Annotated in this window: 18 protein-coding genes and 1 pseudogene; 12 read left to right on the top strand and 7 right to left on the bottom strand. The window is 63.9% G+C overall.

Annotated elements, in window-relative coordinates:
- Window positions 1–11: 11 nt before the first annotated feature.
- The 6 genes from M3O59_RS11240 to ykgO form a co-directional block, all read right to left on the bottom strand.
- On the bottom strand, window positions 12–1,244 hold the full coding sequence (locus tag M3O59_RS11240) for a TraB/GumN family protein (RefSeq protein ID WP_064633520.1): 1,233 nt from the start codon (window positions 1,242–1,244) through the stop codon (window positions 12–14).
- Complete coding sequence (locus M3O59_RS11235) at window positions 1,225–1,764, bottom strand: GNAT family N-acetyltransferase (protein WP_116904902.1); 540 nt, start codon at window positions 1,762–1,764, stop codon at window positions 1,225–1,227. Before M3O59_RS11235 ends, M3O59_RS11240 begins: the two co-directional genes overlap by 20 nt.
- A 4-nt stretch (window positions 1,765–1,768) precedes the next feature.
- Window positions 1,769–2,653: a carbon-nitrogen hydrolase gene (locus M3O59_RS11230; RefSeq protein WP_064633525.1), complete on the bottom strand. Its 885-nt coding sequence runs from the start codon at window positions 2,651–2,653 to the stop codon at window positions 1,769–1,771.
- Window positions 2,654–2,776: 123 nt separating this feature from the next.
- Window positions 2,777–3,811: an agmatine deiminase family protein gene (locus M3O59_RS11225; protein WP_181920424.1), complete on the bottom strand. Its 1,035-nt coding sequence runs from the start codon at window positions 3,809–3,811 to the stop codon at window positions 2,777–2,779.
- A gap of 233 nt (window positions 3,812–4,044) precedes the next feature.
- The gene (locus M3O59_RS11220; protein ID WP_064633528.1) at window positions 4,045–4,386 is read right to left on the bottom strand and encodes a hypothetical protein; all 342 of its coding nucleotides are present in this window, start codon (window positions 4,384–4,386) and stop codon (window positions 4,045–4,047) included.
- Window positions 4,387–4,636: 250 nt separating this feature from the next.
- On the bottom strand, window positions 4,637–4,762 hold the full coding sequence (ykgO, locus tag M3O59_RS11215) for a type B 50S ribosomal protein L36 (RefSeq protein ID WP_005913193.1): 126 nt from the start codon (window positions 4,760–4,762) through the stop codon (window positions 4,637–4,639).
- Between the two features lie 172 nt (window positions 4,763–4,934).
- On the opposite strand from ykgO, the gene cmk reads away from it, so the two are divergent.
- From cmk to M3O59_RS11170, 9 genes and pseudogenes are all read left to right on the top strand, one after another.
- Entirely contained in the window at window positions 4,935–5,618 is a 684-nt protein-coding gene (gene cmk, locus M3O59_RS11210; protein WP_064633530.1) for a (d)CMP kinase, read from the top strand.
- Window positions 5,619–5,801: 183 nt separating this feature from the next.
- Entirely contained in the window at window positions 5,802–7,490 is a 1,689-nt protein-coding gene (rpsA, locus tag M3O59_RS11205; protein WP_039420263.1) for a 30S ribosomal protein S1, read from the top strand.
- 88 nt (window positions 7,491–7,578) lie between these two features.
- On the top strand, window positions 7,579–7,890 hold the full coding sequence (locus tag M3O59_RS11200; protein ID WP_064633532.1) for an integration host factor subunit beta: 312 nt from the start codon (window positions 7,579–7,581) through the stop codon (window positions 7,888–7,890).
- 68 nt (window positions 7,891–7,958) lie between these two features.
- A complete protein-coding gene (locus tag M3O59_RS11195; protein WP_116904900.1) occupies window positions 7,959–8,264 on the top strand; it encodes a lipopolysaccharide assembly protein LapA domain-containing protein in 306 nt (101 codons plus the stop codon).
- A 6-nt stretch (window positions 8,265–8,270) separates the two neighbouring features.
- Complete coding sequence (gene lapB, locus M3O59_RS11190) at window positions 8,271–9,449, top strand: lipopolysaccharide assembly protein LapB (protein WP_064633536.1); 1,179 nt, start codon at window positions 8,271–8,273, stop codon at window positions 9,447–9,449.
- Complete coding sequence (locus M3O59_RS11185) at window positions 9,449–10,420, top strand: MraY family glycosyltransferase (RefSeq protein ID WP_116904899.1); 972 nt, start codon at window positions 9,449–9,451, stop codon at window positions 10,418–10,420. Before lapB ends, M3O59_RS11185 begins: the two co-directional genes overlap by 1 nt.
- Window positions 10,421–10,429: 9 nt before the next feature.
- Window positions 10,430–12,337: a polysaccharide biosynthesis protein gene (locus tag M3O59_RS11180; protein ID WP_181920423.1), complete on the top strand. Its 1,908-nt coding sequence runs from the start codon at window positions 10,430–10,432 to the stop codon at window positions 12,335–12,337.
- Window positions 12,337–13,230, top strand: coding sequence for a UTP--glucose-1-phosphate uridylyltransferase GalU (galU, locus tag M3O59_RS11175; protein ID WP_116904898.1), 894 nt, complete (start codon window positions 12,337–12,339; stop codon window positions 13,228–13,230). Before M3O59_RS11180 ends, galU begins: the two co-directional genes overlap by 1 nt.
- A 161-nt stretch (window positions 13,231–13,391) precedes the next feature.
- A pseudogene (locus tag M3O59_RS11170) lies at window positions 13,392–14,360 on the top strand (cation:proton antiporter domain-containing protein); the annotation flags it as partial.
- Between the two features lie 290 nt (window positions 14,361–14,650).
- Here M3O59_RS11170 and M3O59_RS11165 read toward each other — a convergent pair.
- Window positions 14,651–14,971, bottom strand: coding sequence for a DUF1244 domain-containing protein (locus tag M3O59_RS11165; RefSeq protein WP_064633548.1), 321 nt, complete (start codon window positions 14,969–14,971; stop codon window positions 14,651–14,653).
- A gap of 49 nt (window positions 14,972–15,020) precedes the next feature.
- Here M3O59_RS11165 and folD point away from each other — a divergent pair, with 49 nt between their 5' ends.
- The 3 genes from folD (at window position 15,021) to guaA (ending at window position 19,260) form a co-directional block, all read left to right on the top strand.
- The gene (gene folD / locus M3O59_RS11160) at window positions 15,021–15,932 is read left to right on the top strand and encodes a bifunctional methylenetetrahydrofolate dehydrogenase/methenyltetrahydrofolate cyclohydrolase FolD (protein WP_064633550.1); all 912 of its coding nucleotides are present in this window, start codon (window positions 15,021–15,023) and stop codon (window positions 15,930–15,932) included.
- A gap of 190 nt (window positions 15,933–16,122) precedes the next feature.
- Window positions 16,123–17,580, top strand: a complete 1,458-nt coding sequence (guaB, locus tag M3O59_RS11155) for an IMP dehydrogenase (protein WP_064633552.1) — start codon at window positions 16,123–16,125, stop codon at window positions 17,578–17,580.
- Window positions 17,581–17,694: 114 nt separating this feature from the next.
- The gene (gene guaA / locus M3O59_RS11150; RefSeq protein ID WP_116904897.1) at window positions 17,695–19,260 is read left to right on the top strand and encodes a glutamine-hydrolyzing GMP synthase; all 1,566 of its coding nucleotides are present in this window, start codon (window positions 17,695–17,697) and stop codon (window positions 19,258–19,260) included.
- Window positions 19,261–19,353: the final 93 nt, after the last annotated feature.

Here is a 19,353-nt window from a genome sequence, read left to right as displayed (position 1 = left end):
CGCCGCCACGCTCACCCATGCAGGCGATTGAAGATCTGCACACCTGCCAGCCACACACCGGCCATGCTGCCGAAGTTGGTCAGCAAAAACGTCAGCACCACGCGCGAAACGCGATTGCGGTACCAGCCGCGCAGCGTTTGCGCGTCGTCGCGCAAGGACAAGAAATCGCCATAGGCCGGCTTGCGCATATGCACTTCCACCAGCGCCGCGAATGCGCCGGTCGGCACGCTCAGACGGAACGGCTTGAACGGTGCCACGACTGCGGCGGTGAGAATGCTCAACGGGTGGCTGCCGGCCAGCAAGCAGCCCAGCGCCGCCAGGCCGCCGGTGTACATCGCCCACTGCAGCAACAGGTCGGCGCCCATGCTCAGGCCACCACGCCAGAACCCGATGCCGATGCCGGTGATGATGACCGCCAGGATGCCCAACGTGATCCACGGAACGCGCTTGCGCTGCTGCACGTATTCCAGCGATTCGCGCAGCGGGCCGGGCGCCGCGGTGTCCTGTTCCAGGTGCCGCGCAAGCCCGGCCAGATGCCCGGCGCCGACCACCGCCAAGATCTCGCGCTGATCTGCGCTGACTTCTTCGCGTAGACGCGTGGCCATGTACTGATCGCGCTCGGCAATCACCGTCTCGTACAACTCCGGGCTTTCACTGGCGAAATCGCCGAAGCTTGCCTCCAGCATGTCGCCTTGCTTGAGCTTTTCGATTTCCTCTTCGCCCACCTCGTCGGCAGCGAACAGACCCCCAAGCAATCCGCCGGCCAGTTTCATCTTGCCGAAGAACCCCAGCCGCCCGGACGCACGCTTGAAGGTCAGGCCGACTTCACGATCGATCAGGTGCACCGGCAAGCCCTGTGCGCGTGCCAGGTTCACCGCCTCCTTCAATTCCGCGCCCGGCTCGATGCCGAGTTGTTTGGCCAGGCGGCGTTGATAGGCCGCCAATGCCAGGTTTGCCGCGAACAAGGCCACGCGTCCCTTGCGGATCACCTGCACCAGGTCCAGGCGGGCGAGGGCGTCCGGGTCGCTGAGCGCCTGCAGGCGCTGCGCATCCAGCTCCACCGCCACCGCGTCGTAACGTCCGCTGCCGATCGCACGTTGCACGGCGGCCACACTCGCCAGCGACACATGCGCGGTGCCCAGCAAGGTATAGCGCACGCCATCGCGTTCGACGATGCGGTGCGGCTGGCCGGACAGCGCATCGTCCAGAACGTGGGTGGTCTGCTCAGTCATGGGGGTATTCATCAGAAGGAGGGGCGGTGTCGCCGGAGCCGAGCGCGCGTTGCATCTGCACGCCGTCCAACCAGCGACCGTGTTTGCGGCCGATTCCGGTGAACACTCCGACCGTGCGAAATCCAAAACGTTCATGCAAGTGTCGCGATGCCAGGTTGCCGGCGTCGCCGATCACCGCAATCATCTGCCGGAACCCGCGCTGCTCGCACAGCGCGATCAGCTCGCCCAGCAGGGCTTTGCCGATGCCGCGGCCCTGCATCGCGGTAGCCAGATAGATCGAGTTCTCTACCGTCCAGCGATAGCCTGCGCGCGCCCGAAATGCGCTGGCGTAGGCATAGCCGGCGACCACGCCGTCAAGCTCGGCAACCAGGTAGGGGTAACCGGCATCCACGATCGCGCTGACCCGCGCGTGCATCTCTTCGAGCGATGGCGCGCTGTATTCGTAGGTATTCACCCCGGCGATCTGCTCCGCATAGATCGCAGTGATTGCCGGGATGTCCGCATCGCGGACGGCACGCAGCTGGACGGGCATGCGGTCAGTCGATGTAGCGCTTGAGCAGGTCGCCGTACGCATCGATGCGGCGGTCACGCAGGAATGGCCAGATGCGGCGCACGTGCTCGCTGCGTTGCAGGTCGACATCGCAGATCAGCACGGTCGGGTCCTGGCCGGCTTCGGCAATGAACTCGCCCTGCGGCCCCAGCACGTGGCTATTGCCCCAGAACTGGATGCCCGATGCGCCCAACGGCGAAGGCTCATGGCCGACACGGTTGCACGACAGCACCGGCACGCCATTGGCCACGGCATGGCCGCGATGGCTAAGCACCCAGGCGTCGCGCTGGCGCTCCTGCTCGGGCTGCTGGTCGTCCGGATCCCAGCCGATCGCGGTGGGATAGAGCAGCAGTTCCGCACCGGCCAGCGCCATCAAACGCGCCGCTTCGGGGTACCACTGATCCCAGCACACCAGCACACCCAGGCGGCCCACCGACGTGTCGATCGGCGTAAAACCCAGATCGCCCGGGGTGAAATAAAACTTCTCGTAGAAGCCCGGGTCGTCGGGGATGTGCATCTTGCGGTACTTGCCGAGCAGTTGGCCGTCGGTTTCGAACACCACCGCAGTGTTGTGGTACAGGCCAGCCGCGCGGCGCTCGAACAGCGAGGCCACCAGCACCACGCCGTGCTGCTTGGCCAGCGCGCCCAGACGTTCGGTGCTGGGGCCGGGAATCGGCTCGGCCAGGTCGAATTCGTCCACCGATTCGTGCTGGCAGAAATACGCACCGTTGTGCAGCTCCTGCAGCAGCACCAGCTTGGCGCCCTGCGCGGCGGCTTCGGCCACACGCGATGCGATGACGGCCAGATTGGCCTCGGCGTCGCCGTGGTTGCGCTCCTGGATCAGCGCGACGGGTAGGAGATGACGGGTCATGGCAGCATCCAACGTAAGTGGCGCACTAAGGTAGCGCGCCATGGCGTAACACCGGCCTGACGGCCGGAACAGGAACAACACGCGGCATGTGCGGCCGCGACGCAGGCGAATCTGGAGCTGCGCTCAGGCGGCGAGCAGGCCGGCCGGCAACTGCATGGTCAGGCAATGCAGGCTGCCGTTCTGCCAGATCAGCGCGCGGCACGGCACCGGCACGATCTCGTGCTGCGGGAATGCCTGCGCCAGCACCGCCTGCGCGCCCACATCGGCCGCATCGCCATAGGCCGGCATCAACACCGCACCGTTGACGATCAGGAAATTGGCATACGACGCCGCCAGCCGGCGGCCCTGGTCGAGAATGGGCTCTGCCCACGGCAGCACGAACAGGCGATACGGCTGCCCGTCGGCCTTGCGCAGCGCAGCCAATTCGGCGCCCATGGCCTGCAGCTCGGTGTAATGCGAATCGCCGGGTACATCGCAGCCCTGGTAGACGATCGCATCCGGGCCGGCAAAGCGCGCCAACGTATCGATATGCGCGTCGGTGTCGTCGCCTTCCAGGTAGCCGTGGTCCAGCCACAGCACGCGCTCCTGCGCCAACCACGTCGCAAGATCGCCGCTCAGCGATTCGCGCGTGCGCTGCGGGTGGCGCTCATGCAGGCACTTCCAGGTGGTCAACAAGGTGCCGGCGCCATCGGTCTCGATCGCACCGCCTTCCAGCGCAAAGTCCACCGTCTCCACCTGCGCCGTCACGAACACCTGCGCCGCATCCAGCGAACTCACCAATTGATCGTCCAGGCTGGCTTCGAACTTGCCGCCCCAGCCGGTGAAGCGGAAATCCATCAGCCGGAAGCCGCCCTCCTGGCGCAGCGTGATCGGGCCCGAGTCGCGCAGCCAGGTGTCGTTGTAGGCGGCGATCACGAAACGCACGCGCGTCATGTCCACCCGCGCCGAACGCAGCCGTGCCTCGGCGTAGATCTGCAGATCGTCATCGGCTGCACAGATGACCACCGGTTCGAAGCGGGAGATCGCCGTGACCAGCGCGATGTAGGTCTCTTCCACATCGGCCAGGCGTTCGGCCCAGTCGGTGCCTGCATGCGGCCATGCAAGCAATACGGCGGATTGGGGTTCCCATTCGGCGGGAAAGCGAAGACGGTCGGTCATGCCAGGCAAATACTCATCTTGGTGTGCGGGCAACGCCTGCACGTTCATCGATATCCCGCACACACATGCGGGCTCTTGCGATCCGGGCGCATCGACGCGCCTGGCCTTGGTACAGAGTCGCAGCAACGCATGTCCGGCTGCTGACGAACGCAACTCGCCTCACGCCGCGAAACGCGATGGCCGAAGGTGCAGCGCACGGGCGCCAGCACGTCCGGCCGAGTGTCGTCCAGGCATCACCGGATCGGCGGCTTCGGCCCGATCTCGTTGGCATCGGCCTTATTGGCAACCACGTCGATCACCTTGCTTTTTTCGAAGTACACGGTGAACGCCGGATACACCCAGCGATGGATGGTCGGCCACTGGCGTTTCTGCCCGCCGCGCGGGTCGAGCTTTTCCTGCGGCGTGCCATAGCGGCCTTCGACCTGGCTCATGCTGTCGCCGCGCAAGGGCAGGGCAGCGGCCGGCTTCTGCTGGGCACGGTCGACCAGCAGCGTATCGGCCGAAGCGGCGGCACTGATCCCCATCAGCGCGATTGTCAGCATGATCGGCGGCATCACAAACAAACGGTTGCGCATGTCATCTACTCCCCAGTGGACAAGTTTTCAGATGGTGATTACAGCAAAAAACCAGGACGGCCGTTGCTGCGGGGACGGGTTGGTCCGAGCGGCAGCGCAGCGGGGGCAGGCCGCGCGCCCATTCAACGTCGGCGATGGCTTGACTGGCTGAGGCCCGCAGCAGCTGCACGTGGCACCAGCCGGTGTGAAGCAGCGGCCAAGAAAAAACCGCCCGGAGGCGGCTTTCTCGGGTCTTGCACGCGGCGAAAGCTTAGCGCTGACGCGCCTTGAAACGCGGGTTCGACTTGCAGATCACGAAGACCTTGCCGCGGCGGCGGACCACCTTGCAGTCGCGGTGACGGGTCTTCGCAGACTTCAGGGAGGACAGGACTTTCATGGCACACCTCGGCGTAAACGGTTGGATTCGATGGAAGAGTGCCCACGGTCGAGGGTGCACCCGGAATTAAGCCGGTAATTCTAACCGGCTTTTCGTCGTGCTTTCAAGTGCTTGCATCGCAATCGCCATAAGCGGCGCTACACTACCACCTGATGACCTTCCGGAAACCTGAATGACCGACCTTTCGCCCGTTCTCACCATCGATGGCCCCTCCGGTGCCGGCAAGGGCACCGTGAGCCGGATCGTGGCCGCCCGGCTGGGCTGGCATTACCTCGATTCGGGTGCGCTGTATCGCGCCGTCGGTGTTGCTGCGAGCTGGGCCGATCTGGACGTCTCCGACGCGGCGGCGCTGGTGCGCTGCACCTTCGACACCAAGGTGGAGTTCGACGACGCGGGCGAGGCAGGGTTGCGGGTGCTGGTCAACGGCGTGGATGCCACCGGCGAGCTACGCCTTGAAACCACCGGCGCACTGGCCTCGGCCATTGCAGCCATTCCCGAGGTGCGCAGTGCCCTGAAAGAGCGCCAACGCGCATTCAGGCGAGCGCCTGGCCTGGTTGCCGATGGGCGCGACATGGGCACGGTGATCTTCCCCGATGCCGCCTTCAAGGTCTTTCTGACCGCCAGTGCCGAAGAACGTGCGGGCCGTCGGCATAAACAGTTGATGGAAAAGGGTGTTTCGGTTATCTTTGACGACCTGCTGCGCGAGATCATGGCCCGTGATGCCCGTGATGCGCAGCGGGTGGTGGCGCCGTTACGGCCGGCCGAAGACGCCGTGCTGATCGATACCAGCGGAATAGGGATCGAGGATGTCGTCCAGCGTGTGGTCGGGTTGCTCGCAGACCGCATGCCGTCGTAAGCGTTCCGCAAGCGGGCCTGTCCCGCCGACCGTAAGGCGTTCCAAAGCTCTGTCGCGCATCCCGCGTGGCGGTTCTACTACTTCTAAACCGACTCGCTGTCCGGAGTCGACCAACAGGCTGGGCGGTTCGCATCTGTCGCACCCGACGATCGGCGCCCGTGTGTTCAACTGAGTAAAATTCAAATGACAGAATCTTTTGCTGAACTGTTCGAAGCCAGTCAAGCCAATCTGGCGAAGCTGAAGCCGGGCTCGATCGTCACCGGTACCGTCGTGGAAGTTCGCGGCGACGTGGTGGTGATCAACGCTGGCCTGAAGTCCGAAGGCATCGTGCCGATCGAGCAGTTCCGTAACGACGCTGGCGAGATCGATGTCGGCGTAGGCGACCAGGTCAAGGTTGCCCTCGATTCCATCGAGAACGGCTTCGGCGAAACCGTGCTGTCGCGCGAGAAGGCCAAGCGCGCAATGGTATGGGACGAGCTGGAAGAGGCGTTGGAAAAGAACGAAACCATCACCGGCCGCATCAGCGGCAAGGTCAAGGGTGGTTTCACCGTGGACATCAAGGATGTTCGCGCGTTCCTGCCTGGTTCGCTGGTGGATGTGCGCCCGGTGCGCGACCCGGCCTACCTGGAAGGCAAGGAACTCGAGTTCAAGCTGATCAAGCTGGACCGCAAGCGCAACAACGTGGTGGTGTCGCGTCGTGCCGTGGTCGAGAGCGAGCACTCGGAAGAGCGCGAGCAGCTGATGGACAAGTTGCAGGAAGGCGCGATCCTGAAGGGTGTCGTCAAGAACCTGACCGACTACGGCGCATTCGTGGACCTGGGCGGTATCGACGGCCTGCTGCACATCACCGACATGGCCTGGAAGCGCGTGCGCCATCCGTCCGAAGTCGTCAACGTCGGCGACGAGCTGGACGTGCGCGTGCTGAAGTTCGATCGCGAGCGTAACCGCGTCAGCCTCGGCCTGAAGCAGCTGGGCGAAGATCCGTGGGACAACATCGCCCGTCGTTACCCGGCCAACAGCCGCGTGTTCGGCAAGGTCTCCAACGTCACCGATTACGGCGCATTCGTCGAAATCGAGCCGGGCGTCGAAGGTCTGGTGCACGTCTCCGAGATGGATTGGACCAACAAGAACGTCAACCCGTCCAAGGTTGTGCAGGTTGGTGACGAAGTCGAAGTGATGGTGCTGGATGTCGACGAGGAGCGTCGCCGCATCTCGCTGGGCATGAAGCAGGTTGCCGCCAATCCGTGGGAAACCTTCGCTGCCACCCACAAGAAGAACGACAAGGTGTCCGGCCAGATCAAGTCGATCACCGACTTCGGCATCTTCATCGGTCTGGACGGCGGCATCGACGGTCTGGTGCACCTGTCCGACATCAGCTGGAACACCACCGGCGAAGATGTCGTGCGCAACTACAAGAAGGGCGACACGCTGGAAGCCGTCGTGTTGGCAGTGGACCCGGAACGCGAGCGCATCAGCCTGGGCGTCAAGCAGCTGGAGCAGGACCCGTTCGGTCAGTACATGGCGTCCAACCCGAAGGGTTCGAAGGTCGAAGGCGTGGTGCGTGAAGTGGATGCCAAGGGCGCCACGATCGACCTGGCCGACGGCATCGAGGGCTACGTCGCTGCACGCGACATCGCCAACGAGCGCGTCGACGATGCGACCCAGCACCTGAAGGTCGGCGACAAGATCGAAGCCAAGTTCGTGGGCATGGACCGTAAGGGCCGCACCCTGCAGCTGTCGATCAAGGCCAAGGACGATGCCGAAATGCGCGAAACGCTGGAGGACTACCAGTCTTCCTCCGCAGCGTCGGGCGGCATGACTCAGCTGGGCGCGCTGCTGCGTGCACAGTTGAACAACAACAAGTCCGAGTAAGCGCGTAGCGCTCGCAAGAGCGTGATGGATCGGCCCGGGCTTGCCCGGGCCGATCCCGATGTGTCAGTCGAAAAAAGCAAGTTTTCCCATGACCAAGTCCGAATTGATTGAAATCCTGGCGCGACGCCAAGCGCATCTGAAGGCGGACGACGTGGATCTGGCAGTCAAGTCGCTGCTGGAGATGATGGGGCAGGCGCTCTCCGATGGTGATCGGATCGAAATCCGTGGGTTCGGCAGTTTCTCCTTGCATTACCGTCCGCCACGTCTGGGGCGTAATCCCAAGACCGGCGAATCGGTCGCGCTGCCGGGCAAGCATGTTCCCCATTTCAAGCCAGGCAAGGAATTGCGTGAGCGTGTCAGCTCCGTGGTGCCTGTCGATGTGGCCGATACGGCGGACTGAGGTCTGTTCTGGCGCTGTGTTGATGTCGTCTCGGTTAAGCTAGCGCGCTTCCCGACGGAGTCTCGCCCATGAAGGTGCTTCGCTTGCTGGTGATGTTGGCCTTCCTGCTGGTCGGTTTGATCATCGGTGCGGTCAATTCCCAGGACATCACTCTCGATTTCCTTTTTTACAGTGTGCATACCAGTTCGGGTGTGGCGATCATCGTCGCGCTGCTGGTCGGTGTGTTGATCGGGGCCGGCATGGTGCTTGTCAGTGTGGTCATTCCCCTCTATTCCAAACTGCGCCAGGCCAACAAGGCTGTTGCGGTCAACCGCGCCGATGCCGGGCCTGCCACGCCTGCCGCAGTCGAGCCGCGCCCCATCGATGGACTATAAGGACGTATGGACTTTCTGACCGAGTGGATCTGGTTTTTCCTGTTTGTGCCGCTGGCTGCGCTGGGCGGCTGGATCGTCGGTCGTCGCGGCGGGCAACGCCATGGCGATACCCAGGTCAGTCGGCTTTCCAGCACCTATTTCCGCGGTCTGAACTACCTGCTCAACGAGCAACCGGACAAGGCGATCGAGCTGTTTCTGCATATCGCAGAACTGGACAAGGAAACCTTCGAGACCCAGGTCGCGCTAGGGCATTTGTTCCGTCGCCGCGGTGAAGTCGACCGTGCGATCCGTCTGCACCAGGGCCTGGTGCAGCGCGCCGACCTGACCGACCAGCAGCGCGTCCAGGCATTGCTGGCGCTTGGCGAGGACTACATGAAGTCCGGCCTGCTGGACCGCGCCGAAACGGTCTTCACCGAATTGGCGCAATTGGACCAGCGTGCGCCGCAGGCGCTGCGTCATCTGATCGGCATCTACCAGGCCGAGCGCGATTGGGAAAAGGCGATCGACAACGCCACCCGCTACGAAGAAGTGACCGGCGAGCCGATGGGCAAGCTGATCTCGCAATTCGAATGCGAATTGGCCGACCGCTACCGCGGCCTGGGCAAGACCGACGATGCGCTGCAGGCCATTGCACGCGCCTATCAGGCCGATGGCACCTCGGTGCGTGCCGGCATCCTGGAAGGGCGCATCGAAGCCGAACGCGGCCACGACGAAGCGGCGGTGCGCGCGTTCGAACGTGCGGCCCGGCATGATCCGGAATACCTGCCGGAGATCATTCCGGCATTGATGGCCGCGTATTTGCGGGTTGGCGATATTGCGGGGGCGCGTAACTTCCTGTCGGAGATGACCGAGCACTACCGCGGTATTGCTCCGGTGCTGGCATTGACCCAGCTGATGGAAGCCCAGGATGGCGTGGCGCCCGCGCTGGCCTATCTTGGCCGCCAGCTCAAGGATCGCCCGTCGGTGCGTGGCGAGTCGGCCTTGATCGACCTCACCCTGGCCGAGGGAAGCGACCCGGTCGGGACGTTGCAGGACCTCAAGCACATCACCGACCAGTTGCTGGTGCGTAACCCGAGCTATCGCTGCACGCGCTGTGGCTTCGGTGCCAAGACGCATCACTGGCAATGCCCGAGCTGCAAGGAATGGGGTACGGTCAAACCGCTGTTGAACTACGCGGTGGTCTGATGGTGTGGCTGTGGTGCGTGCTGCACCTGCTGGTCGCAGCACTGGGGACCTGGGTGTTGCGGCGCTATGCCTTGCATCGCCGCCTGCTCGATCAACCAGGCGAACGGCGCAGCCACGCGGTGGCCACGCCACGCGGCGGCGGCATGGCGATTGTTGCGGCGATCCTGCTGGGCTGCGTTGCGGCAAGCGTGCTGTGGCCGACGGCGCGCCCGACGATCGGCTGGTTCGCAGCAGGGTTGGTCGCAGTGGCCGGCGTGGGCTGGTGGGACGACCATCGGCCGCTCTCGGCCAGGCTGCGCTTTGCGATCCATCTGGCCGCATCTGCGGCGTTGGGCGGACTGGTTTGCCATTACACCGGGAATGTGTGGGATGGGGTGCTGGCTGCCGCCGCGTCCGTTGTGTTGATCAATGTCTGGAATTTCATGGACGGCATCAACGGGCTTGCCAGTAGCCAGGCGGCATTGGCATCCCTGGCATTTGCACTGGTGGCGCCGGCTGCGTGGTCCTGGGCAGGGCTGGCCGTTGCGGCAGCGTGCCTGGGCTTCGTTCCGTTCAATTTTCCGCGCGCGCGCATCTTCATGGGCGATGGCGGCAGCGGCGCGCTTGGCTATGTGCTGGCGGCGTTGCTGGCACTGAACGTGGCCAGCGACCAGGTGAGTTGGTGGATCAGCTGGCTGCCGCTGACGGCGTTTCTTGTAGACGCCGGCTTCACGCTGCTTGCTCGCATGCTCGGCCGGCAACGTTGGTGGGAACCGCACGCCCAGCATGTCTACCAACGGCTGGCACGTCGGGTTGGGGTACACGTTCCGGTAACCGGCATTTATTTCGCTTTCAGCCTCGCTGCTGTCTGCTTGTTTGTGTTAATTCGTCATGATTCGTTTTGGCTGCAGGTGTCCGGAGCTCTGGTATGGGGCGTGGGCGCTACCGCGATCTGGCTTTTTCTGCGCGATGGACTGCGCAATTCTGAGTAATGGACTTTTATGATTTCCTGGCGTGACCGTTTGACCAAGGCCCTACCGCAGATGGCGGTTGTGGTACACGACCTGCTGATGGTGTGGGTGTGCTGGCAGCTGCTGCACGCCGGCCGCTACTCCATGCTGCGCGAGGCGCCGGATCTACCGCTGTGGGACTGGCGCACTGCGGTGGTTCTGGTGGCGCAGGGGTTGGTGTTCTGGAAGATGGGTCTGTACCGCGGGCTGTGGCGCTTCGCCTCGGTGCCGGACCTGTGGAACATCTTCAAGTCGAGTTTCCTCGGCTTGGTCGCGATCGTGCTGGCGCTGTCGTACGACCGGCTGGACGGTGTGCCGCTGTCGGTATTGGTGGTCTATCCCTTCGCCTTGTCTGCGCTGCTGGGAACCCCGCGGCTGTTGTACCGCGCCTGGAAGGATTACCAGATCGCGCATTCCGGCGATGCTGCGCAGCGGGTGCTGATTCTGGGTGCCGGCCGTGCCGCCGAAGGCCTGGTGCGCGATCTGCGTCGCACCGGTGCCTTCGTGCCGGTCGGCTATCTGGATGACGCCAACAATCTGCATGGCGCCAAGATCCAGGGTCTCAATGTGTTGGGCAATCTGGACGAGGCCGCGGCGATTGCCAAGGAAGCCGCCGCCAAGTTGCTGGTGATCGCGATTCCCTCGCTGGATGCCTCCGGCATGCAGCGCGTGGTGGCGATCTGCGAAAGCACCGGTCTGCCGTTCCGCATGGTGCCCAAGCTGATCAACGTGCTGGAAGGGCGCTCGTTGCCGGGCGAGTTGAAGGAAGTTGCGATCGAGGACCTGCTCAACCGCAAGCCGGTCACCCCCGATTGGCGCTTGATCCGCGACTGGCTGACCAACAAGACCGTGATGGTGACCGGCGCCGGCGGCTCGATCGGCTCGGAAGTCTGCCGCCAGTGCGCCCGTCACGGAGCGCGCCGGATCGTGCTGCTGGAAATCGACGAATTGGCGCTGCTGACCATCGATTCGGATCTGCGCCGCTTGTTCCCGGACATCGAAGTCGTGCGTGTGCTCGGCGATTGCGGCGACCCTGCAGTGGTGGCCCATGCCTTGAACACCACGACCCCGGATGCGGTGTTTCATGCGGCCGCCTACAAGCAGGTGCCGCTGCTGGAAGAGCAGTTGCGCGAGGCGGTGCGCAACAATGTGCTGGCGACCGAGAATGTGGCCCGCGCGTGTCAGCGCGCACGCATCGAAACCTTCGTCTTCATTTCCACCGACAAGGCGGTCGAGCCGGTCAATGTGCTGGGCGCGAGCAAGCGCTATGCGGAGATGATCTGCCAGAGCCTGGACGCGCGCGATGCGCCGACGCGCTTCATCACCGTGCGCTTCGGCAATGTGCTGGATTCGGCCGGCAGCGTGGTGCCGTTGTTCCGCGAACAGATCCGTCAGGGCGGCCCGGTCACGGTGACGCATCCGGATGTGACGCGGTACTTCATGACCATCCCCGAAGCCTGCCAGCTGGTGATCCAGGCGGCGGCGTCCGCATCGCACGGTGCGATCTATACGCTGGACATGGGCGAACCGGTGCCGATCCGCTTGCTGGCCGAACAGATGATCCGTCTTGCAGGCAAGCAGCCGGGCAAGGATGTGGCGATCCTCTACACCGGCCTGCGTCCGGGCGAGAAGCTGCACGAGACGCTGTTCTACGCCGACGAAGACTACCGCCCGACCGCGCATCCCAAGATCCTGGAAGCCGGCGTGCGCGAGTTCTCGCACGAGCAGGTGCTGCAACTGGTGACGCGTCTGCGCGAAGCGGTCAATCGTTATGACATCAAGGCAATGGAGACTGTGCTGGGCAGTCTGATGCCGGATTTCGCGGCTGCTCGACGGAAAGTCGACGCGCGATCTGATACGGTCGTTCCATTCCCCGCACGTGAGGTCAGAAGACTTTAATGAGCCAGCGTATTCGCAAGGCCGTATTCCCCGTCGCAGGTCTTGGGACCCGCTTTCTTCCGGCAACCAAGACAGTGCCGAAAGAAATGCTGCCAATCATCGACAAGCCATTGATTCAGTACGCCGTCGACGAAGCCATCCAGGCTGGTTGCGATACGCTGATCTTCGTGACCAACCGCTACAAGCACTCCATTGCCGACTACTTCGACAAGGCCTACGAGCTGGAGCAAAAGCTCGAGCGCGCCGGCAAGCTGGAGCAGCTGGAGCTGGTGCGGCATGCGCTGCCGGAAGGTGTTCGCGCCATTTTCGTGACGCAGGCCGAGGCGCTGGGTCTGGGGCATGCGGTGTTGTGTGCCAAGGCCGTGGTCGGCGATGAGCCGTTCGCGGTGCTGTTGCCGGACGATCTGATGTGGAACCGTGGCGACGCCGCGCTGACCCAGATGGCCGATGTTGCGGAAGCATCCGGTGGCAGCGTCATCGCCGTGGAAGACGTGCCGCACGACAAGACCGCCAGCTACGGCATCGTGTCCACCGACGCATTCGACGGCCGTAAGGGTCGCATCAATGCGATCGTCGAAAAGCCCAAGCCGGAAGTGGCCCCGAGTAATCTGGCCGTGGTCGGTCGCTATGTGCTCAGCCCAAAGATTTTCGAGTTGCTCGAAGCCACCGGTGCAGGTGCCGGCGGCGAGATCCAGCTGACCGACGCGATTGCCGAGCTGCTGAAAAAAGAGCAGGTCGATGCCTTCCGTTTCGAAGGCCGCCGTTTCGATTGCGGCGCGCATATCGGCCTGATCGAAGCCACGGTGCATTTCGCGCTCGAGCACGAAAAGCATGGCGGGCCGGCCAGGGAAATTCTGCGCAACGCATTGGCCCAGGTCGACGTACGCGGCTGATTGCTGCCGTATCGTTGTTTCCACGAACGACGCCACTTGGCGTCGTTCGTCGTTTGGAGACGCGTTGTACGGCATCGCTGCGCCGGCCGAACTCGGCACCGCAACGACCACGGCTGCGCAGATGCGCACCCTGGTGCAGGCCGGCGTGGTACGCGTGCCGCCCGTTGTTCCGCATCCTGGCTGCGTCCAGGGCGCGCGAGGTGATGACGGCGGCGGCATTGCTGGTTGTGTTGGGCGCGGCACTGTTGATGCAGGTGGGCGGGCTGTCGATGGCGATGGGCGCGTTCCTGGCCGGCGTGTTGTTGTCCGAATCCACGTTCCGGCATCAGATCGAAGCGGATATCGAGCCATTTCGCGGCATCCTGCTGGGGCTGTTTCCTGGGCGTTGGCAGGAGCCTGGACCTGCGGGTGGTCGCGGCCGACTGGCGCCTGATCGTGACCGGCGTACCGGCCTTGATGGTAGGCAAGGGCGTGTGCATCTATGCGGTAGCGCGGTTGATGCGCAACGACCATCGCCAGGCACTGGAGCGTGGGGTGCTGATGGCGCAGGGCGGCGCGTTCGCGTTTGTGCTGTTTGCTGCCGCGTCGGCATCGGGCGTCATCGATGCGCAGGTCAATGCCAGCGTGACCGCCATCGTGGTGCTGTCGATGGCGCTGCACGCCTCCTGCGCACACAGCGCACGCGCGATTGCGGTGTGCGTCGATAACCGCGAGGCGGCCAATCGCATCGTCGAACTGGCAACGCGCGAATTTCCGCATGCCAAGCTGCTGGTGCGTTCGTACGATCGTGAGCATTCGGCACAACTGGTCGCTGCCGGGATTACCAGATCCGCGAGACCTTCGAGTCGGCGGTGGTCTTCGGCAAGACGGCACTGGTGGAGCCGGGTGTGGACGCGGACGAAGCCGTCACGATTGCGCGCGAGATCCGACGCCGCGATGCGGAGCGTTTCAAACCGGAAATTGCGGCTGGCGACACCCGTGCCGGTGCCGTGGCAGGGCTGATGTACGGCAACATCGCGCCGACCGTGCCCAAGCCCACGCCGTTCACTCCACCGCGTCGCGAAAGCCGCACGCTCAATCCCGATGCGGTGCCGCTGGCCGAGCAAGCCGAGACGGCGACCCGCGATTAAGCGCAGCCGGCAGAACGACTATGCAGCCGTCAGGCGGGCGCGGCCGGCGCTCGGATGCGACATGCATCACTCGTACGCTCCGGTTCTGGGCCGGTCAGCGCCCACGGCCAGCTGCTCGCTAGGTTTCTAGCCGCTATATGACGTGCGAACGGAACGACGGCCCGGCCGCCGATCGAGCATCCGCGCTCGGTGGGGCATGGACCACTCAATAGCTCGACTTCTTTGCGCCATCCATGTGCACCTCACAACCGCCCGCGACGGTTTGATAACTGCACCAAGCGATGCCTGCCTCAGCCATGCTTGCGCTGGGCCGCGGCGAAGGCTTCCAACTGCGCGGGCGTGGCGTCTTTTTGATGCTGTTGCTTCCAGTCGGCAAATGGCATGCCGTAGACCGTTTCGCGCGCCTGCTCCTTGCTCATGGTCTGGCCGTGTGCTTCGGCCGCTTCGCGGTACCAGTCGCCCAGGCAGTTGCGGCAGAAGCCGGCCAGGATCATCAAGTCGATGTTCTGCACATCGGTGCGGTCCTGATTGAGATGCTGCAAGAGGCGGCGAAATGCGGCCGCTTCGATGGATGTGGTGATTGAATCGGACGTTGAGGTGGTGTCGGTCATGACGGAATCGGGGACAATAGACGGCCTTCGACTCTACACCTGACGCCCCATGACCGCTTCCGCGCCAGCTGCCTCCGCTTCGGCCCGCCTTCTCGATGGTCGCCGCATTGCCGAGGAATTGCTCGACGGGTTGAAGCTGCGGGTGGATGCGCGCGTGGCAGCCGGCAAGGCGCGCCCCGGGCTGGCCGTGGTGCTGGTCGGCGGCGATCCGGCTTCGTCGGTGTATGTGCGCAACAAGCGTCGCGCGGCGGAAAAAGTCGGCATCGCGGCCTTCGATTACGACCTGCCACAGGGCACCAGCGAAGCCGAGTTGGCATCGCTGATCGATGAGCTCAACGCCGACCCCAAGATCCACGGCATCCTGATCCAGCTGCCGCTCCCGGGCATCCCCGATGCCAACCGGCTGATCCAGCGTATCGACCCGCGCAAGGACGTGGACGGGTTCCATCCGCAGAATGTCGGGCATCTGGCCTTGCGCGAATTCGGCCTGCGCCCGTGCACGCCGCGCGGCATCGTGACCTTGCTCGGTCACACCGACCAGCCGGTGCGTGGCCGCAACGCCACCATCGTGGGGGTGAGCAACCATGTCGGCCGGCCGATGGGGCTGGAGTTGCTGATCGCCGGCTGTACGGTCACCAGTTGCCACAAATTCACCCCGCCCGATGTGCTGGAAGCCAGCGTGCGCAACGCCGACATCCTGGTGGTGGCGGTGGGCCGGCCAGGCCTGATTCCGGGCGAATGGGTCAAGCCAGGCGCGGTGGTCATCGATGTGGGCATCAATCGCCTGGAAGACGGGCGGCTGGTGGGCGATGTCGGTTTCGACGCAGCGGTGCAACGCGCGGCCTGGATCACGCCGGTGCCGGGTGGGGTAGGGCCGATGACGGTCGCCACGCTGATGCAGAACACCATCGAGGCCGCTGATGCGGCCGGGAGTGGGGATTCGGGATTGGAGATTCGTTGAAGGCAACGGCGAAGCGCATGCATCGGCCGATCCGGATTGCGTCCGAGATCGGCCGGCCCTCGTCATCCGGACAAACAGGCAAACGACGGGGGTGGTGCAAGGTGACGCCGTTGCGAATCGCAAATCCCGAATCCCCAATCCCGGCCCCAATGCGTTAAAATGCCGCGCTTCCCCAAACTCGGGTCCGCCGATGCTCCGCATCCAGGCTGAAGCTCTTACCTACGACGACGTCTCGCTCGTCCCCGCTCATTCGATCGTCCTGCCCAAGGATGTCAGCCTGGAAACCCGGCTGACCCGCGATCTGCGCCTGAAACTGCCGATTCTCTCGGCCGCAATGGACACAGTGACCGAACACCGCCTGGCGGTGGCCATGGCCCAGCTGGGCGGCATCGGCATCATCCACAAGAACCTGACCCCGGCGCAGCAGGCCGGCGAAGTGGCGCGGGTCAAGAAGTTCGAGTCCGGTGTGATCACCGAGCCGTTCACGGTCAGCCCGGACACCACCATCGGTGAAGTGCTGGCGCTGACCCGCGCACGCAACATCTCCGGTGTGCCGGTAGTGGATGGCAGCGAACTGGTCGGCATCGTCACCAGCCGCGACATGCGTTTCGAAAAGCGGCTGGACGATCCGGTCCGCCACATCATGACCAAGAAGGACCGCCTGATCACCGTGCGCGAAGGCGCCAGCGATGAGGAAGTGCTGGAGCTGCTGCATCGCAACCGCATCGAAAAGATCCTGGTGGTCAACGACAGCTTCGAGCTGCGTGGGCTGATCACGGTCAAGGACATCCAGAAGAAGACCGATAACCCGAATGCCGCAAAGGACAGCGCCAAGCGCTTGTTGGTGGGCGCGGCGGTGGGTGTGGGTGGCGATACCGAACAGCGCATCGAACTGCTTGCCGCAGCCGGCGTGGACGTGGTGATTGTCGACACTGCGCACGGCCACTCGCAGGGCGTGATCGATCGCGTGGCGTGGGTCAAGAAGACCTACCCGCAGCTGCAGGTGATCGGCGGCAACATCGTCACCGGCGATGCCGCGCTGGCGCTGATGGATGCCGGCGCCGATGCGGTCAAGGTCGGCGTGGGCCCGGGCTCGATCTGCACCACGCGTGTGGTTGCAGGCGTGGGCGTGCCGCAGATCACCGCGGTGGACATGGTGGCCGAAGCGTTGCAGGACCGTATCCCGCTGATTGCCGATGGCGGCATCCGCTATTCCGGCGACATCGGCAAGGCGCTGGTGGCTGGCGCGTCCACGGTGATGGTCGGCGGCCTGCTGGCCGGTACCGAAGAAGCCCCGGGCGAGGTCGAGTTGTTCCAGGGCCGTAGCTACAAGAGCTACCGCGGCATGGGCAGCCTGGGCGCCATGGAAAAGGGGTCCAAGGATCGCTATTTCCAGGATTCCAGCGACGCCGACAAGCTGGTGCCGGAAGGCATCGAAGGGCGCGTGCCGTACCGCGGTTCGGTTGGCGGCATCATCCACCAGCTCATCGGTGGCCTGCGCGCGACCATGGGCTATGTCGGTTGCGCAACGATCGAAGACATGCGCACCAAGCCCAAGTTCGTCAAGATCACCGGCGCGGGCCAGCGCGAAAGTCACGTGCATGACGTGCAGATCACCAAAGAGCCGCCGAACTATCGCGCCGGCTGATTGAGAATGGGGAATCGGGAATCGTAAGAGCCCGCTGCTTCCTCGTCCTGTAGCGATTGTCACCGCGTTTGCTGTTGCCATTCCCCACTCCCGATTCTCGATTCCCGGCTCTCGATGACCAACATCCATACCGACAAGATCCTCATCCTCGATTTCGGCGCGCAGTACACCCAGCTGATTGCGCGGCGTATTCGCGAGATCGGGGTCTACTGCGAAATCTGGGCGTGGGATCATGATCCGTCGGAGATTGCCGGTTTTGGTGCCAAGGGCATCATCCTGTCCGGTGGGCCCGAGTCGACCACCTTGCCGGGTGCGCCGGTCGCGCCGCAGGAAGTGTTCGACAGCGGTTTGCCAGTTTTCGGCATCTGCTACGGCATGCAGACCTTGGCCGCGCAGTTGGGCGGTGCAACGGAAGCTGCCGATCAACGCGAATTCGGCCATGCCGAAGTGGACGTGGTTGCGGCCGATGCGCTGTTCGCTGGTCTGACCGATCATGCCGGCGCGGCGCGCCTGAATGTCTGGATGAGCCATGGCGACCATGTGTCGCAGGTGCCGCCGGGCTTCACCATTACCGCTGTGACCGACCGCATTCCGGTGGCAGCGATGTCCAACGAAGACAAGCGTTGGTACGGCGTGCAGTTCCATCCCGAAGTGACGCACACGCTGCAGGGCCAGACCTTGCTGCGCCGCTTCGTGGTGGATGTCTGCGGCTGCCAGACGTTGTGGACCGCGGCCAACATCATCGACGACCAGATCGCCCGCGTGCGCGCACAAGTGGGCGACGACGAAGTCATCTTGGGTTTGTCCGGCGGCGTCGATTCGTCGGTGGTCGCGGCGCTGTTGCACAAGGCGATCGGCGACAAGCTGACCTGCGTGTTCGTCGACACCGGCCTGCTGCGCTGGCAGGAAGGCGACCAGGTGATGGCGATGTTCGCCGAGCACATGGGCGTCAAGGTGATCCGCGTCAACGCGGCCGATCGCTACTTTGCCAAGCTCGAAGGCGTCAGCGACCCGGAATCCAAGCGCAAGATCATCGGCAACCTGTTCGTGGATATCTTCGACGAAGAATCCAACAAACTGGCCAATGCGAAGTGGCTGGCGCAGGGCACGATCTATCCGGACGTGATCGAGTCGGCCGGCAGCAAGACCGGCAAGGCGCACGTGATCAAGAGCCACCACAACGTCGGTGGCTTGCCCGAGCACATGAAGCTGGGCTTGGTCGAGCCGCTGCGCGAACTGTTCAAGGACGAAGTGCGTCGCCTGGGCGTCGAACTCGGCCTGCCACGCACGATGGTGTATCGCCATCCGTTCCCGGGCCCGGGCCTGGGCGTGCGCATCCTGGGCGAAGTGAAGCGCGAGTACGCCGAACTGCTGGCCAAGGCCGATGCGATCTTCATCGACGAACTGCGCAAGGCCGATCTGTACGACAAGACCAGCCAGGCGTTCGCGGTGTTCCTGCCGGTCAAGTCGGTGGGCGTGGTTGGCGATGCACGCGCCTACGAATGGGTCATCGCGCTGCGTGCGGTGGAGACCATCGATTTCATGACCGCGCATTGGGCGCATCTGCCATACGACTTCCTCGGCACGGTGAGCAATCGCATCATCAACGAACTGCGCGGCGTCTCGCGCGTGGTCTACGACATCTCCGGCAAGCCGCCTGCGACGATCGAGTGGGAGTGAGTTGAACGATAAAGGCGCCGAGAGGCGCCTTTATCGTTATCGCAAGCAATGAACTGACTACGTTCTCTCTCTTCGTTCAATGCATGGCTACCT

The sequence above is a fragment of the Xanthomonas nasturtii genome (assembly GCF_023337365.3).
In the GTDB taxonomy this organism is placed as follows: domain Bacteria; phylum Pseudomonadota; class Gammaproteobacteria; order Xanthomonadales; family Xanthomonadaceae; genus Xanthomonas; species Xanthomonas nasturtii.
Note: the sequence above shows the minus strand (reverse complement) of the source record. Positions and strands in the feature narration are given on the sequence as shown.

Excerpts from the sequence above, each read along its gene's own strand:
- M3O59_RS11240 (WP_064633520.1), bottom strand. The coding sequence starts at position 1,244 with ATGAATACCCCCATGACTGAGCAGACCACCCACGTTCTGGACGATGCG.
- M3O59_RS11235 (WP_116904902.1), bottom strand. The coding sequence starts at position 1,764 with ATGCCCGTCCAGCTGCGTGCCGTCCGCGATGCGGACATCCCGGCAATC.
- M3O59_RS11230 (WP_064633525.1), bottom strand. The coding sequence starts at position 2,653 with ATGACCCGTCATCTCCTACCCGTCGCGCTGATCCAGGAGCGCAACCAC.
- M3O59_RS11225 (WP_181920424.1), bottom strand. The coding sequence starts at position 3,811 with ATGACCGACCGTCTTCGCTTTCCCGCCGAATGGGAACCCCAATCCGCC.
- M3O59_RS11220 (WP_064633528.1), bottom strand. The coding sequence starts at position 4,386 with ATGCGCAACCGTTTGTTTGTGATGCCGCCGATCATGCTGACAATCGCG.
- ykgO (WP_005913193.1), bottom strand. The coding sequence starts at position 4,762 with ATGAAAGTCCTGTCCTCCCTGAAGTCTGCGAAGACCCGTCACCGCGAC.
- cmk (WP_064633530.1), top strand. The coding sequence starts at position 4,935 with ATGACCGACCTTTCGCCCGTTCTCACCATCGATGGCCCCTCCGGTGCC.
- rpsA (WP_039420263.1), top strand. The coding sequence starts at position 5,802 with ATGACAGAATCTTTTGCTGAACTGTTCGAAGCCAGTCAAGCCAATCTG.
- M3O59_RS11200 (WP_064633532.1), top strand. The coding sequence starts at position 7,579 with ATGACCAAGTCCGAATTGATTGAAATCCTGGCGCGACGCCAAGCGCAT.
- M3O59_RS11195 (WP_116904900.1), top strand. The coding sequence starts at position 7,959 with ATGAAGGTGCTTCGCTTGCTGGTGATGTTGGCCTTCCTGCTGGTCGGT.
- lapB (WP_064633536.1), top strand. The coding sequence starts at position 8,271 with ATGGACTTTCTGACCGAGTGGATCTGGTTTTTCCTGTTTGTGCCGCTG.
- M3O59_RS11185 (WP_116904899.1), top strand. The coding sequence starts at position 9,449 with ATGGTGTGGCTGTGGTGCGTGCTGCACCTGCTGGTCGCAGCACTGGGG.
- M3O59_RS11180 (WP_181920423.1), top strand. The coding sequence starts at position 10,430 with ATGATTTCCTGGCGTGACCGTTTGACCAAGGCCCTACCGCAGATGGCG.
- galU (WP_116904898.1), top strand. The coding sequence starts at position 12,337 with ATGAGCCAGCGTATTCGCAAGGCCGTATTCCCCGTCGCAGGTCTTGGG.
- M3O59_RS11165 (WP_064633548.1), bottom strand. The coding sequence starts at position 14,971 with ATGACCGACACCACCTCAACGTCCGATTCAATCACCACATCCATCGAA.
- folD (WP_064633550.1), top strand. The coding sequence starts at position 15,021 with ATGACCGCTTCCGCGCCAGCTGCCTCCGCTTCGGCCCGCCTTCTCGAT.
- guaB (WP_064633552.1), top strand. The coding sequence starts at position 16,123 with ATGCTCCGCATCCAGGCTGAAGCTCTTACCTACGACGACGTCTCGCTC.
- guaA (WP_116904897.1), top strand. The coding sequence starts at position 17,695 with ATGACCAACATCCATACCGACAAGATCCTCATCCTCGATTTCGGCGCG.